The organism is Proteus sp. G2618 (assembly GCF_009915995.1).
In the GTDB taxonomy this organism is placed as follows: Bacteria; Pseudomonadota; Gammaproteobacteria; order Enterobacterales; family Enterobacteriaceae; genus Proteus; species Proteus terrae.
This window is the reverse complement of the sequence record NZ_JAABNI010000021.1, coordinates 106,615-122,775: the sequence shown is the minus strand read 5'-3', so window position 1 is coordinate 122,775 and position 16,161 is coordinate 106,615. Positions and strand designations below refer to the sequence as shown.

The 16,161-nt window shown below is 37.2% G+C and carries 11 protein-coding genes; 5 read left to right on the top strand and 6 right to left on the bottom strand.

Going from position 1 to position 16,161, the window contains the following annotated elements; translation table 11 throughout:
• Window positions 1-102 precede the first annotated feature (102 nt).
• On the top strand, window positions 103-1,227 hold the full coding sequence (locus GWJ01_RS11390; RefSeq protein WP_109402635.1) for a YcbX family protein: 1,125 nt from the start codon (window positions 103-105) through the stop codon (window positions 1,225-1,227).
• Between the two features lie 261 nt (window positions 1,228-1,488).
• Here the strand turns inward: GWJ01_RS11390 and GWJ01_RS11385 are convergent, their stop codons facing one another.
• The 3 genes from GWJ01_RS11385 to pepN form a co-directional block, all read right to left on the bottom strand.
• Window positions 1,489-2,040: a cell division protein ZapC gene (locus GWJ01_RS11385; protein ID WP_109393567.1), complete on the bottom strand. Its 552-nt coding sequence runs from the start codon at window positions 2,038-2,040 to the stop codon at window positions 1,489-1,491.
• A gap of 218 nt (window positions 2,041-2,258) precedes the next feature.
• Complete coding sequence (gene pyrD / locus GWJ01_RS11380; RefSeq protein ID WP_036912193.1) at window positions 2,259-3,269, bottom strand: quinone-dependent dihydroorotate dehydrogenase; 1,011 nt, start codon at window positions 3,267-3,269, stop codon at window positions 2,259-2,261.
• A 205-nt stretch (window positions 3,270-3,474) separates the two neighbouring features.
• Window positions 3,475-6,090: an aminopeptidase N gene (gene pepN / locus GWJ01_RS11375; RefSeq protein WP_109402634.1), complete on the bottom strand. Its 2,616-nt coding sequence runs from the start codon at window positions 6,088-6,090 to the stop codon at window positions 3,475-3,477.
• Between the two features lie 340 nt (window positions 6,091-6,430).
• Between pepN and pncB the strand changes: the two genes are divergently transcribed.
• From pncB to GWJ01_RS11355, 4 genes are all read left to right on the top strand, one after another.
• Window positions 6,431-7,645: a nicotinate phosphoribosyltransferase gene (pncB, locus tag GWJ01_RS11370; protein WP_109402633.1), complete on the top strand. Its 1,215-nt coding sequence runs from the start codon at window positions 6,431-6,433 to the stop codon at window positions 7,643-7,645.
• Between the two features lie 257 nt (window positions 7,646-7,902).
• The gene (gene asnS / locus GWJ01_RS11365; protein ID WP_109402632.1) at window positions 7,903-9,303 is read left to right on the top strand and encodes an asparagine--tRNA ligase; all 1,401 of its coding nucleotides are present in this window, start codon (window positions 7,903-7,905) and stop codon (window positions 9,301-9,303) included.
• 340 nt (window positions 9,304-9,643) lie between these two features.
• Window positions 9,644-10,741, top strand: a complete 1,098-nt coding sequence (locus tag GWJ01_RS11360; protein WP_109402631.1) for a porin — start codon at window positions 9,644-9,646, stop codon at window positions 10,739-10,741.
• A gap of 430 nt (window positions 10,742-11,171) precedes the next feature.
• The gene (locus tag GWJ01_RS11355; protein WP_075673126.1) at window positions 11,172-12,362 is read left to right on the top strand and encodes an amino acid aminotransferase; all 1,191 of its coding nucleotides are present in this window, start codon (window positions 11,172-11,174) and stop codon (window positions 12,360-12,362) included.
• A gap of 154 nt (window positions 12,363-12,516) precedes the next feature.
• Here GWJ01_RS11355 and GWJ01_RS11350 read toward each other — a convergent pair whose 3' ends face one another.
• From GWJ01_RS11350 to ldtD, 3 genes are all read right to left on the bottom strand, one after another.
• Complete coding sequence (locus tag GWJ01_RS11350; RefSeq protein WP_109402630.1) at window positions 12,517-13,167, bottom strand: MBL fold metallo-hydrolase; 651 nt, start codon at window positions 13,165-13,167, stop codon at window positions 12,517-12,519.
• Between the two features lie 37 nt (window positions 13,168-13,204).
• The gene (locus GWJ01_RS11345) at window positions 13,205-13,753 is read right to left on the bottom strand and encodes a YcbK family protein (protein WP_099659762.1); all 549 of its coding nucleotides are present in this window, start codon (window positions 13,751-13,753) and stop codon (window positions 13,205-13,207) included.
• A 329-nt stretch (window positions 13,754-14,082) separates the two neighbouring features.
• Complete coding sequence (gene ldtD / locus GWJ01_RS11340; protein WP_109402629.1) at window positions 14,083-15,810, bottom strand: L,D-transpeptidase; 1,728 nt, start codon at window positions 15,808-15,810, stop codon at window positions 14,083-14,085.
• Window positions 15,811-16,161: the final 351 nt, after the last annotated feature.

The following is a 16,161-nucleotide window of genomic DNA, read 5'->3' as shown; positions in this document are numbered from 1 at the left end:
TGTTACCACCTAAAATAAAATTGTTGGGCATTATAGCTAATTGTATTACGTTGTCATAAAGTTACTGGCTATAAAAAATAATAATGTCTTTTGGGAGCACTGATGATCAACGTTTCACGCCTTTATATACACCCAGTTAAATCAATGAAGGGAATTCGACTTTCTCATGCATTTGCTCGTGAGAGCGGATTCACGTTTGATCGTGATTTTATGATAACCACCCCAGAAGGGACTTTTATCACGGCACGAAAATTTCCCGTTTTGCTGTGTTTTATTCCCACGATCATGGCAAATGGTATTTATATTCAAGCACCTGATGGTGAAGGCATTGCTATCACCTATCAAGATTTTGAGACCACATTGCAACCGACAGAAGTTTGGGGCAACCATTTTACCGCGTATGTGGCACCAGATGAAATAAATCAGTGGTTCAGTCGTTATTTAAAAATGGATGTTCAACTTCGTTGGACAGGCGAAAAATCGACACGCCGAGTGAAAAGAAATCCAGAAACCGCTGTTTCTTTCGCCGATGGTTACCCTTACTTATTAATTAATGAAGCCTCATTTCAATACTTACAACAGCGCTGCCCTGCTTCAATTAATATTGAACAATTTCGAGGTAATATCCTCGTAACAGGTGCAAAGCCTTTTGAAGAAGATACTTGGCAGACTATTCGTGTTGGCTCTGTTGTGATGGATCTGATGAAACCTTGTAGCCGTTGCATCATGACCACAATTAGTATTGATAAAGGCGTTAAGCATCCTAACACAGAACCACTCGCAACACTGCAAACATTCCGTAGTGATGAAACCGGTGATGTCGATTTTGGTCAAAATATCATTATTCGTCAAACGGGTATTATTCGTGTGGGAGATGCTGTTGAGGTATTAGCTTATAAAGAAGCAAAACAATATCTTGTAACAGCACCTGTTGAAACACAATCAGCACCTGTCATTGAAAACACACAAGAACGGACTGTCAGCATTGAATTTAACGGCGAGGTTTTTGAAGGTAATAACCAAGAAGTTCTGTTAGAACAGCTTGAAAATAATGGTTATACCATTCCTTATAGTTGCCGAGCCGGCCTTTGTGGCTCTTGTGTTATCCAATTGGATGAAGGCGATGTTAATGCATTAAAAGCTGGCGCAATTAAACGCTCAGGTAAAATCTTAGCCTGTAGCTGTGTTCCTAACGGTAATGTCAAACTTTCGCTTAATAAAAAATAACACTTATCTTTATCGCAAATTAAAAGAAGGTAATTTGTCCTGACCTTCTTTTTTATTTTAAATAAAACAGTTTATTTAATAAGAATTATCTTATTAAAAACTCAATGATGAATTATCAATAAATTTATTTCTAGAAAAAAGATACAGAAAGAGAGTAATGAGGATTTGATTTTGGGGAGTTTTGTTTAGGGTGAATTTGTTTTTAGAATGTTATAAATAATGAGTAACGATAAAAAGAGTAAGTCCTTTTTACTCTTTTTGTTAAATAACTTTCTCGTACAAAAATGATCCTGACTCTGACTCTTTATGGTAATTGCTTAACCTATCATTCATAATTTTTATTGGGTCACAAAAATTAAGTGTTCTATCAAATAATGTTAACTGTGGTTGAGCTAATAAACATAAACAAGCTTGAGCCCCCACTTCAGTCACTAAAAAAAGAGCTGTTTCGTCTGCTTCCTTTAATGAGGCTTCTACCACTTGAGATAAATAAGGGTTGATTTGATTATTGTTAACTTCAAAATACCAACTCTTAGGCATCAGTGGCTTTAAAAAGCGATGGGCTATTAATGCATTTAAAGCTAATTCAGCTCTTGATTCTGATGGCATATCTATTTGTCGAATTTGCTCATCGTATCCATAATAAAGAGCTGCATCATCGACGGTAAAAGATGCTGATTGTCGAGCACTTTCACTCAACATTTTGCTTGGAAAGCGGGAACGAAAAACCATACCATTTGCTAAATCAAGCATTAATTTTTGTTGCTCAACATCAAAATACCAACGCCAGCGATCATCGGGTTTTATTATCACTAATTAATCCCCCTTCGATTCATTCCCTGTTTTATACTCTGATAAACAATCAAAATTAAATGACCTAAATAAAATATTTAATATCACCTAACAAAAACAGGATTCATTTTACTATTAATTAAGCACAATCAGTGCAATTTAATAAAAAATAACCAACTAGGGGCAATATAAACGAGTTAGGGGCAGAAGAAAAGCCCCTAACTCATTATAAAATGTATTTAGATATGATTAATTATAGATTTGATAAGTGCAGGACCTTGATAAATGAATCCTGAATAGACTTGAATAAGAGAAGCACCTGCATCCATTTTTTCTCTGGCTGCCGTTAATGAATCAATTCCACCAACGCCAATAATAGGTAATGCACCTTTTAATTCTTCATTTAATTGGCGAATTATTTGTGTACTTTTTGATTGTACCGGACGACCACTTAATCCCCCAGCTTCATTACAGTGATCTAACCCACTAACTAATGATTTATCTAATGTGGTATTTGTCGCAATAACACCATCAATATGGTGACGAACTAAGCTATCTGCAACTTGAATTAATTCTTCATGTGTTAAATCAGGTGCAATTTTAACAGCAACAGGAACATATTTTTGATATTTTCCCTGCAACTCTAATTGTTTATTTTTAATTGCTGATAGCAGATCGTCTAATGCTTCACCGTATTGTAGAGTACGCAAACCGGGGGTATTTGGTGATGAGATATTGATTGCGATATAACCGGCATGAGCATAGACTTTTTCCATACAAATCAGATAATCATCTTTACCTTGCTCTACTGGGGTATCTTTATTTTTACCGATATTAATACCCAGTACGCCACCATAACGAGATTGTTTTACATTTTCAATTAAGTTATCGACGCCAAGGTTATTAAAACCCATTCGGTTAATTAAGCCTTCAGCTTCCACTAAGCGAAATAAACGGGGTTTATCATTTCCTACTTGAGGACGAGGTGTCACGGTACCAACTTCAATAAAACCAAATCCCATTGCACCCAATGCATCTATACAATCACCGTTTTTATCAAGACCGGCAGCAAGACCAAGTGGATTTTTAAATGAGAGTCCCATACAGGAAACGGGTTTTGAAGGAAGAGACTGCTGAATAAGAAATTGAAATGGGGAATGAGATAAACGTTTTAACTGACGGAAGGTAAAATCATGGGCACGTTCAGGATCTAGCCGAAACAATGCCTTCCTTACTAAGGAATAATACATACGATCTCCATTGAGAATATCGGGTATTAGGAATGATATGTCTACGACAATTTAAGCGTCGTGCATCATATAGATAAAAGCACGAAAAGTAAACGCTTCAATTTCACAATTTACCATAAAAAAATCCCCAGACTATGCTGGGGATCTAATTATCATGCTGATTTTATACTATTCGCTCACTCATAAAGTGATATAAAACGTAATATTAATCAGCTAAAGCTTTGGTGATTTTCTCATATAAATCACCTGATAAATTCTCAAGTTCTTTCAGTTTTAATAACTCTGTACGCATTTTTTCTTGGCGTGTTGCATCGTAACGTTTAAGGCGGATAAACGGCTCAATAAGACGTGATGCAACTTGTGGATTACGGCTATTTAAGTCAGTCAGAATTTCTGTCAATAATAAGTAACCAGAACCATCTGCAGCGTGGAAAGCAACTGGGTTATTATTTACAAATGCACCAATTAACGCACGAGTACGGTTAGGATTTGCAAGTGTAAATGAACGATGAGATAACAGGCTACGTACTGTCTGTAACACATCTGTTGCTGGGCTCATAGCTTGTAAACTAAACCATTTATCCATCACTAAACCATCTTGATACCATTTATCATCAAATTCTTGTAATAACGCATCTTTGCAAGGTAACTGAGCCATTACAGCCGCGCTAAGTGCGGCAAGTGCGTCGGTCATGTTATCGCTATTGTGATATTGCGCATCAACAAGTTTGTTGCCTGTTTGCTCATTTTCAACTGCTAAATAACCTAAGCAAACATTGCGTAAATCACGTTTTGCAATATCATCATGATTAACACGATAAGCACCAATATGCATTGAATGATAAACAGCAGAAAATTCATCGGCCATTTCAGTTGCCAGTGTTTTACGAATAAAACCAAGCGCTTTATGGATGGCAACAGGATCAATAATACTAAATGATTCACCCGCTTCAACATCTGTTGGTAATGTCAGAATAAGTGCTGCTAATGCAGGATCAATATCTTTATCAAGTAATACTGCGCGGAAAGCATCAACCACCATTTCAGGCAAAATGCAGGTTTCACCTTTTTGAACTCGAGCAACATTTTCTTTTATATAGCGACCTAATAATGCTTGGGCTGCATCCCAACGTGAAAATGCATTACGTGCATATTTCATTAAGAAAGAGAGTTGCTCATCCGTAAATGGGTAGTCAAGTTTTACAGGCGCAGAGAATTCACGTAATAAAGATGGGATCGGTTGTTCTGGTACATCGTCAAAGATAAACTGCTGCTCTTCACGTACCACATTTAATACATTAGAAATAGTTTGACCTTGTGAACGCAGTGGGATCACATTGCCTTTGCTATCATACAACTCAATATCTAATGGAATATGTAATGGCTGTTTTTCAGTTTGATCCGCTGTCGGGGGCGTCATTTGACTAACAGTTAAAGTGTATTGCTTTTTATTAGCATCATAACTATCTCGAACTGTCAGTTGTGGCGTACCTGATTGGCTATACCAACGACGGAATAAAGTCAGATCAACATTAGAAGCATCTTCCATTGCTTGAATAAAATCGTCACAAGTTGCAGCACTACCATCATGACGATGAATATACATTTGAATGCCAGCTTGGAATTGCTCTTCGCCTAATAAGGTGTGGATCATTCGGATCACTTCTGAACCTTTTTCATATACTGTTAAAGTATAGAAGTTGTTCATTTCGATCACGCTATCAGGACGAATTGGATGCGCCATTGGGCTTGCATCTTCTGCAAACTGTGCGGTACGCATCACCCGTACATTATTGATACGATTAACAGAGCGAGAACCTAAATCAGAGCTAAATTCTTGATCACGGAAAACTGTTAAACCTTCTTTTAGGCTTAATTGGAACCAATCACGACAAGTGATGCGGTTACCTGTCCAGTTATGAAAATATTCATGACCAATAACAGACTCAATACCTAAATAATCTTTGTCAGTTGCCGTTTCACTTTTTGCTAGTACATATTTAGAGTTAAAGACATTCAGTCCTTTATTCTCCATCGCACCCATATTAAAGAAGTCAACAGCGACTATCATATAGATATCGAGATCGTATTCTAAATTAAAGCGAGATTGATCCCATGCCATCGCATTTTTCAATGATGTCATTGCCCAATCGGCACGATCTAAATTACCTTTATCAACAAAAAGCTCTAAAGCGACTTCACGACCGCTTTTGGTGATAAAAGTATCTCGTAATACATCAAAGTCACCCGCCACTACCGCAAATAAATAACTTGGTTTTGGATGTGGATCTTCCCATGTTACCCAATGACGACCATCATCAAGTTCACCTTGTGAAATACGGTTACCATTTGACAATAAATAAGGATACTGTTTTTTGTCTGCCGTAATTGTTGTGGTGTAACGAGCTAACACATCCGGCCTATCTAAATAGTAGGTAATATGGCGGAAACCTTCAGCTTCGCACTGTGTACATAACGCATCACCAGAAACATACAGCCCTTCTAATGCTGTATTAGCCGATGGATTAATCTCGTTAACAATTTTTAATGTAAATTGCTCTGGCAATTGTTCAATGATGAGTTTGCCGTTTTCTTCTTTATAGTGTGTCCAAGCAACATCATTTACTGCAATTGATTTTAATGTTAAGTCTTCACCATCTAACTCTAATGCTGTTGCATCTGAGTTTAGGCGTTTACACTGGCTTATCGCCGTAACCTGGGTATTTTCTTTATCTAAGATAAAATCAAGATGTAAATCGGTGATTGTGTAGTCAGGGGCACGATAATCTTTGCGAAATTTCGCGATTCTTTGTTGTGTCATAGAAAAAACCTTTTAGTTAACACGACTATTTAACGGTTATATTACCAAAGCTTACTCGTCAAAAATCTGTTTAGCCAGTCGAATATTCAATTGAAAACATCAAAAGTCAACAGAATGTTAATAGTTTATTAATACATGTAATCAATTTATTTGGTAAATGATGCTAATATACTCCCAAATTATGTTTAACGTGGTAAACTCATCTAAGTTTTACAGCTTGTTTTTATGTCGCAGAGAAATATTGTTGAATAGTGACGCTTTGTCGTCATATTCGGGTATACTCTCCAACCTTAACGATTTAGCAGACATAAAAACGCTCCGTGAGGATGCTTGACGCGCTATGATTTTAGACGCTACACCGATTATTACATCACTGTTGGATACCGATGCATATAAGCTCCACATGCAACAAGCGGTTTACCATCATTATAGTGATATTCCTGTCGTTGCTGAGTTCCGCTGTCGGAGTGATGAACGTCTAGGTGAATATGCAACAACCTTACGCCATCAAGTTAATATGATGGCAGACCTGTCATTAACGAATGAAGAATTTGACTATCTTCAGAGTCTCCCCTTTTTCAAAAATGACTATCTGCAATGGTTTAAGCATTTTCGCTTTAAACCAGAACAAGTCCAAATTTCAGCGACACCTGAAAACCAACTGATGATCAGGATAACAGGCCCTTGGCGTGAAGTTATTCTATGGGAAGTTCCTTTGTTGGCTTTAGTGAGTGAAATTGTACATCGTGCTCGCTCGCCTCAAGTCACTCCTGACGATGCAGTTAATCAACTACGTAAATTAATTGATATCTTCTACCGTGATGCTGCTAAGCAACAGATTGACTTAGCTGATTTCAAATTGATGGATTTTGGTACTCGTCGCCGTTTTTCTTATGATGTGCAGCGTGCCATTGTGGATGAGCTGAAAAATCATTTTCCTTATCTTATTGGTACAAGTAACTATCATTTAGCTGAACGGATGCAATTAGCCCCTGTGGGAACACAAGCTCACGAGTGGTTTCAGGCTCATCAACAGATTAGTCCTGAACTGGCAAACAGCCAACGCGCCGCCTTGCAATCTTGGTTAGATGAATATCCAGATCAATTAGGTATCGCATTAACAGATTGCATTACAATGGATGCATTTTTGCGTGATTTTGATAAAACCTTTGCAGAGAGCTACCAAGGTTTACGTCACGACTCTGGTGATCCTATTGAATGGGGTGAAAAAGCGATCGCGCATTATGAAAAATTGGGTATTGATCCAATGAGTAAAGTATTAGTCTTTTCTGATAGTCTCGATTTTCAAAAGGCATTAGTACTTTATAAACATTTTCATAAACGCATTCGTTTGATCTTTGGTATTGGTACTCGGCTTACTTGCAACATTCCTGAAATCACACCGCTTAATATTGTGATTAAGCTGGTGGAGTGTAATGGCAAGCCCGTTGCTAAATTATCAGATAGCCCAGGCAAAACCATTTGCGAAGACGATGATTTTGTTGACAAGCTACGCAAAGCCTTTGATGTTCCACTTGTCAAACAAGCCTGTTAATTAGCTAAAAATCTTCATTAATAAAAGAAAGGGTAATTATTATCCTTTCTTTTGTCATAACCGCTACTTTCATCAATATTTCATCTATTTTTATCAATTTATTTTATACAAAAGCTTTTCTCTTCTTTATTGACTCTTTAAACTAAAATTTCCTACTTGTTTCCTGCGCTATTGCAAGTAACATAGAAAAACTGTCCGACAGGGGCAGAGTGAACTAACCAAACAATTATTTTAATTAAACGAAGAGAGATTTATTTATGATCGTTGCGCCTGTAGTCGACGTACTGCAAGGCCGTATCGCGGTTGGCGAAGACGTCACCGTTCGCGGTTGGGTACGTACAAGAAGAGATTCAAAAGCTGGTATCTCATTTCTTACCGTCTATGACGGTTCCTGCTTTAATCCAGTACAGGCCATCATTAATAATAATTTACCGAATTATCAAGATGAAGTGCTGCACTTAACCACAGGCTGTTCTGTGGAAGTCACCGGTAAAATTGTTGAATCTCCGGGCCAGGGACAGAACTTTGAAATTCATGCCACCAATGTTGTTGTGGTAGGAATGGTCGATGATCCGGAAACTTATCCGATGGCCGCCAAACGTCATAGTATTGAGTACCTACGTGAAGTTGCTCACCTACGTCCTCGTACTAACTTAATTGGTGCAGTTGCTCGTGTTCGCCACACATTAGCACAAGCACTACATCGTTTCTTCGATGAACAAGGCTTCTTCTGGGTTTCTACTCCACTGATCACAGCAGCTGATACAGAAGGTGCCGGTGAGATGTTTCGTGTCTCTACATTAGATATGAACAATCTGCCACGCACAGATAAAGGCGAAGTCGATTTCAGTGAAGACTTTTTTGGCCGTGAAGCGTTTTTAACTGTTTCTGGTCAGCTAAATGGTGAAACTTACGCTTCTGCATTAAGCAAAGTGTATACTTTCGGTCCAACATTCCGTGCTGAAAACTCAAACACCAGTCGTCACCTTGCTGAATTCTGGATGGTTGAGCCTGAAGTGGCATTTGCTGATCTTAACGATATCGCTGCACTTGCCGAAAAAATGCTGAAATACACCTTTGCGGCAGTGTTAGCAGAGCGTAAAGATGATATGGAATTCTTTGCACAACGTGTCGATAAAGACGCTATCACACGCTTAGAGAACTTTATCACTTCTGATTTTGCTCAAATCGATTATACCGATGCGGTCACTGTGCTTGAAAACTGTGGTGAGAAATTTGAAAACCCAGTTTATTGGGGGGTTGACCTCTCTTCTGAGCATGAGCGTTATCTTGCAGAGAAACACTTTAAAGCGCCTGTTGTTGTGAAAAACTACCCGAAAGATATCAAAGCATTCTATATGCGTATGAATGAAGACGGTAAAACAGTTGCAGCAATGGACGTGTTAGCGCCGGGAATTGGTGAAATCATTGGTGGTTCTCAACGTGAAGAGCGTTTAGATATGTTTGATAAACGTTTAGACGAAATGGGAATGAGCAAAGAAGACTACTGGTGGTATCGTGACCTGCGTCGTTATGGCACCGTACCTCATTCAGGATTTGGTTTAGGTTTTGAACGTTTAGTTGCTTATGTGACCGGTGTCGCAAACGTTCGTGAAGTTATTCCATTCCCACGTACACCAAGAAATGCAGATTTTTAATTTAGTGATTAATTAGTATTCAACTGGAAATTTGCATTGCTGTTTTATTGTACTAGTTTTACTTAAGTGAAGAAGCCAACCTCAAGGTTGGCTTTTTTTATGCATGGCTGTTATTTGATTCAAAAGTTCCCCAAAATACACACTTTGAAATACATAGTTACAATTTGTTACACTTTTTTCGTTTTTGTAGCAAATTGGGGGTAGATAAAATTTTTTACCAATGGAACACTGTCACCCGACACAGACGACACTTAACTCTCATAAATAGTTCCATAAAAATTAAGAAACTATTTCTGGCAGTGGCAAAGGTGTCTGAATAACACCAATGAGGGTAATAATAATGATGAAGCGCAATCTTCTTGCAGTGGTAATCCCAGCTTTAATGTTTGCTGGTGCAGCAAACGCAGCTGAAATGTACAACAAAGACGGCAACAAAGTAGACATCTACGGTAAAGTTGACGTTCGTCATTACTTCGCTGATAAAGACTCAGGTGAAGACGGTGACGGTTCTCGTGCACGTATCGGCTTCAAAGGCGAAACTCAAATCAATAAAGATTTAGTTGGTTTTGGTCGTTTTGAATACGAAATTCGTACTAGCAATGCTGAAGGTGATACTGATTCACGTGCTCGTTTTGCTTACGCAGGTTTTAAATTTGCTGACTACGGTTCTATGGACTATGGTCGTAACTACGGTGTAATTTACGACACCAACGCATGGACAGACGTTCTACCTTTATTTGGTGGCGACTCCATGGCACAAACTGACGTTTACATGACTAGCCGTACTACTGGTGTTTTAACTTACCGTAACACTGATATGTTCGGTTATGTTGATGGTCTGAACTTTGCTCTGCAATACCAAGGCAAAAACAACGAAAATACTATCAACAAGCGTGATGGTAAAAAAGCTAATGGTGACGGCTTCGGTTTCTCTACAGCTTATAACTTAGGCTGGGGCGTAACTCTGGGTGGTGGTTATTCAAACTCTGCTCGTACTTCTTGGCAGCAAGATAACAGCACTGCTAAAGGTTCTCGTGCAGAAGCATGGAACGTTGGTGCTAAATTCGCAGCTAACAATGTTTACTTAGCGGCTATGTACGGTGAAACTCGTAACATGACTAGCTTCAATAAAGGCATTGCTAACAAAACTCAAAACATTGAGTTAACTGCGCAGTATGACTTTGCTGATTTAGGTCTGAAACCATCTTTAGGTTATGTTCAATCTAAAGGTAAAAGTCTGAACCAAACAACAAACACTGGTATTGCTTATGTTGGTGATGAAGATTTAGTTAAATATATCTCTGTAGGTTCTTTCTACAAATTTAACAAAAATATGACTGCAGTTGTTGATTACAAAATCAACCTGCTGAAATCTGATAACAAACTGGGCATCAACGACGACAACGTAGTTGGTTTAGGTCTGACTTATCAGTTCTAATTACTGCTTAGGTAATTAAACAGTCAAGTTAATTGATTTGAAAAGCAACACTTCGGTGTTGCTTTTTTATTCTCAATCTCTTGTTATTTAGTTCGCTTTTTTCTTCTTATTCTCAATGTTTTCTTTCTCTTTATTTTTGCATTTGCAGTAGATCTGTTTATTTATTCACTGAAAAACATTGTAACTTCTTTATTTTTAACAACTTCAAAAAGTTTATCATACTAAACAATTATTATTTTTTAGTGATTATTTTTACATGTTAATGTAATCACAGGATATTCACTTATTTACATCTTGATTTGCTATTTATTCTCACTTAGTTCACAACTTCTTGTTAATTTCTCTACAAACAGTTGGCAAAAAGGCCTCATAGCGTTACTCTTGATACTCATATTTCGGCTTCGTTTTGAGCTTAGGGAACAATTACACTATGTTTGAGAAAATCATTGCTGCACCAGCCGATCCTATTCTGGGTTTAGCTGATAGTTTCCGTTCTGATCCTCGTGAAAACAAAATTAACTTAGGGATTGGTGTTTACAAGGATGAGACAGGTAAAACGCCTGTTTTAACCACAGTTAAGAAAGCAGAAAAATACCTGTTAGAAAACGAAACCACCAAAAATTACCTTCCTATTAGCGGTATCCCTGAATTTGGCAATGTGACCCAAGCACTTTTGTTTGGTGAACAACATCCTATTATCTCTGAAAAACGCGCACGCACAGCTCAAGCCCCAGGTGGTACAGGTGCTTTACGTATTGCTGCTGATTTTATTGCTCAACAAACCACTGCAAAACGTGTTTGGATAAGTAATCCAACTTGGCCTAACCATAATAATATTTTCCAAACTGCGGGTCTTGAGATCTGCAATTATGATTATTACGATGCAGAAAATCATGGGTTAGATTTTGAAGGCATGTTAGCAAGCCTTGCTAAAGCTCAAGCAGGTGATGTTGTTCTGTTCCACGGTTGCTGTCATAACCCAAGCGGTATTGATCCAACTGAAGAACAATGGCGCCAATTAGCTGAACTATCAGCAGAAAAAGGCTGGTTACCTGTTTTTGACTTTGCATATCAAGGTTTTGCTCGTGGTCTAGAAGAAGATGCACAAGGCTTACGCCTCTTTGCAGAAAAAAATCCTGAGCTTATTGTTGCAAGTTCATATTCTAAAAACTTCGGTCTTTACAATGAGCGTGTAGGTGCATGTACCATTGTCACCAAAGACAGTGACACTGCTGAAAAAGCCTTTAGCCAAGCAAAAGCAATTATTCGTGCAAACTACTCAAATCCACCAGCACACGGTGCTTCTGTAGTAACAACTATTCTTTCTAACCCAGAGTTAAAAGAAGAATGGGTTGAAGAGCTAACAACCATGCGTGAACGTATTCAGCGTATGCGTCAACTGTTAGTAACCACGCTACAAGAAAAAGGTGCTAAGCAAGACTTTAGCTTTATTATCGACCAAAATGGTATGTTCTCATTTAGTGGTTTAAATAAAGAGCAAGTTGAGCGTTTACGTGCTGAATACGGTATTTATATCGTGGGATCTGGTCGTATTAACGTTGCTGGTTTAACTCTTGAGAATATGGTTCCACTATGTGAAGCCATTGTTGCAGTACTCTAATTACCTTCTAAAGTGTAATTAAGATAAATGCCACGTTATTAACAACGTGGCATTTTTATTTAAAGTAAGAGAAATACAAATTATATTTTTTACTGATAAAAAAGCTCTTTATAATAAAGAGCTTTCATATTTATTCACTTATATCAGCGCACTATTACCAGATTGGAATTTCATCTTGTAAAAACGGATTGTATTGGCGCTCATGCCCTAAATTAGACATAGGGCCATGTCCCGGAATAAACAGATAATCATCGCCTAAAGGTAAGACTTTATTTTTGATTGAAGCAATAAGATCAGCATGGTTTCCACGTGGGAAATCGGTACGACCAATACTTTCTTTGAATAGCACATCTCCCATAGAGATAATCTTATTCTGATGATTTACAAAAATAATATGTCCCGGTGTATGCCCTGGGCAATGTAAAACAGATAACGAAATTGTTTTACCGATTGTTACGGTATCACCCTCATTTAACCAACTATCTGGTGTAAATGATTTTCCACAAGGAAAATTAAACATACGACACTGCTGTTCTAATTCCTCTAATAAGAAATTATCATCTTTATGAGGACCATAAACAGGAACATTGAAGTGCTCGACAATTTGAGAGGTGCCTGCAATATGATCAAAGTGTCCGTGTGTTAATAATACTTTGGTTAATGTTAATTGGCGTGCCTCGATTTCCGCAATTAGCGTTTCGACATCTCCACCGGGATCAACAATTGCCGCTTCCTTCGTTTCATCGCACCAAATAAGGGTGCAATTTTGCATATAATTTGTCACAGGTACAATGTGATACATCATGAATCACTCCACTCTCTATTAACTAATTCTCAATAGATTACCATGAGCGAACAGGTCCTGTATCAATATGCACAAAATTACTTCTTGGATAATAGCCTACACCACCCGCTTTCATTCTTAATGCGACTTGACGAACTTTAGAAAGATCTGTGCCCACTAAACGAAAATCCATTGCTTGTCCACGTGTATGATAACTTTTCTTTGCTACACCACTACTGTTTTGGCGCAAATTATTATTAGTGACTAATGAACGATAACCAGAAATAAGTTCAACAGGCTTATTGTTATTAAGCATGACTTGCAGTAAATAGATTTGGTCAAACAATGCGGGATCGATGGTTTTGATTTTGTTTTGACGATAATCTCTAAAAAGGTGATTTAATTTAGCAAGCTCATGTTTATTATAGCGTTTTCCATCAAAAAACTCGGCTTTAATAGTTTCACCGGTATTTAAATTATTAAAGCGAAGAATTTTTGGACGAGGTGTTGCTAATGAAGCAAATGCATGAGAAGGCAATAACCCTAACCCCACAGCGGCCATACCAAGCCCCAGCCACTTACGGCGATGCGAATCAATAATATCCATAGTATATGCACTCAACAAATTATTTCAGGAGGAAGAACCTTTATTATGACAATATTTTTCTCGAATTGTTTCTTATCGTTTGTATAGTATTGTAAATAACACTTCATTTCAATTTAACGCCATTAGTAATTTTATAAATTTAGTTATTTATACTAATCTCTATTTTTATCATTCTATTTTTAATAGAAATTTTAAAAATATTTTATAATTTATTATATTTCTAGTTATCTTATTGAAGACCATAAAAAAACATTTTTATCTTATTGATTTATATAAAAATAAAGGACAGCTGAATTAGCTATCCTTTATTCAATTTATATTTATTTATATTAAAAGTATTTCTTAATATTCTCTAAATAAGGTTGTGCATTAGTAATGACTTTGTCATAACCATAAATATCTGCACGATATTGAGGTGCATTTTCCTGAGCCACCCATGCTGTTTGATAATATAAATAAACCGGAATACGTTCAGGAATTGGCGCATATTGTGTTGAACCACGTTTTAATGCTGCATCAATTCTATCTTGTTTCCATCCTGCATCACCCAATAAAATTGAAGCAAGTTCAGACGCTTTATTAACACGAATACAGCCTGAACTTATTGCTCTCATATTTTTTGAGAACAGTGAATGGTTTGGTGTGTCATGCAGATATATCGCATCTGAATTTGGCATATTAAATTTATAACGCCCTAATGAGTTTGTTGGCCCCGGAGCCTGCCAAATTCGGTAAGGGAAGTTATTTGCGCTCATATTTTGCCAATCAATGTCATAAGGGTTAATAGGATAAGCATCATTCCCCCACCCTGAATAAATAGTATATCCCTTACGACTAAAGTAACTAGGATCTGCTTTACCTCTAGGTACAATATCTTTACGAGTCATACTTGTTGGCACATTCCAAGGTGGATTAACCACAACATTATTTAGTGCGCTACTCATAATCGGTGTTTTTCTATCAGGACGACCTACAATGACTTTTGAATCAAGAATAAGCTCGTTATTGGCATAAAAATAGAGTGAGAAATCAGGAATGTTAACCCAAATTCCTGTATCTCCAATGGCAGGTGTCAGGCGAAGACGTTGAATATTTAATGCCATAATACTCGCACGTTGTGCCGGTGTCATATTTAACCACACTCGCGTTTGTCGCCCAATAATCCCATCTGGCTCTAACCCATGCGCAGTTTGAAATAATTTAACAGCCGCAACTAAAGGCGCATCATAAACAGTTGTTGCTATTTCCTGCTCATTAGCTTCTAGTTCAGGAATTAATTTTAAATTACGTAAAATCTGTCTCAGAGGTATAACTTCTTGTGATGATTGATTTGGCTTTAATGATGTTGTTCCTTGCATTTCTGGCCAAACAACTGAGCTATGTAACTGCTTACGCACTTCTTCTTTCATTAAGTTGTAATAAGGATGAGATGGTGCATAAGAAATAACAAAACTACCTAAGGTGTTATTTTGGATATTTTGCTGTAATTCCACGACTGATTTATCAGTGGGTGATGGCAATGTTTGCATCACATTACGATACAGTAAAGATATGCCTGATTTATTCACTTGCTCAACAAAACTGATATAGCCTAAAAAAGCATCTGATAAAATAAGATCACGTGCTTCTTTTGTTAATTCAGGCGTTCCTAATTGTGTTAACCATTGCCCAAATTGGGGCTGAATACCTGAAATAGCGACTTCAGCAATTTGTTGCTGTAATTGCTGTACTATTTTTTCATCTTGCCAGATTAATGCTAAGTTATTCGCTTGGTAAACTTTCACTAGCTGGGCTAAATATAACGGTTCATATCCTGTTGGGATCCACGATTGCAATTTTGTTCTTGCTTCTAACTCGGTCACTTGTGGAATATTCATTGCTACAATTGCAGGTGCTGGCATAGCTTCATTAGCTACAGGAACTAATGTCGCGTTTTCTGTTTCGGGTGCAGATAAAGTCACTGACTCTGTTTCTGTGGCCATTACATAATGTCCAGAAAGGAGTGTACCTATAACAACTGAATATGCGATTGCTCTTTTAATTGGTTGATACGCCATAAATCCTCTACCCTCATTCCTTATTATTATTTTGGTATCCTAGAATATTAGATGAGCTTGGAGAAGAGTTTTATAGGAATAAACTAATATTTTTAAAGTTTTGTAAGCCCCTGATAGAAATTTTATTTTATTTAATCAAAAAAAGACCATTTAGTCATTTTTATATTCAAAATATATAATTTAATTAAAGACACAATAACAAAACAAAAAACAGACAAATTAAAAATAGACTATTAATGAATAATAAAGAATTGTGAATGGATAATAAGATTATTTAAATGGAAGGTATTTTAAAATAGAAAAAGGCGCAGTTTCCTACGCCTTACAAATAAAGGTAAACAAAGGGTAAAG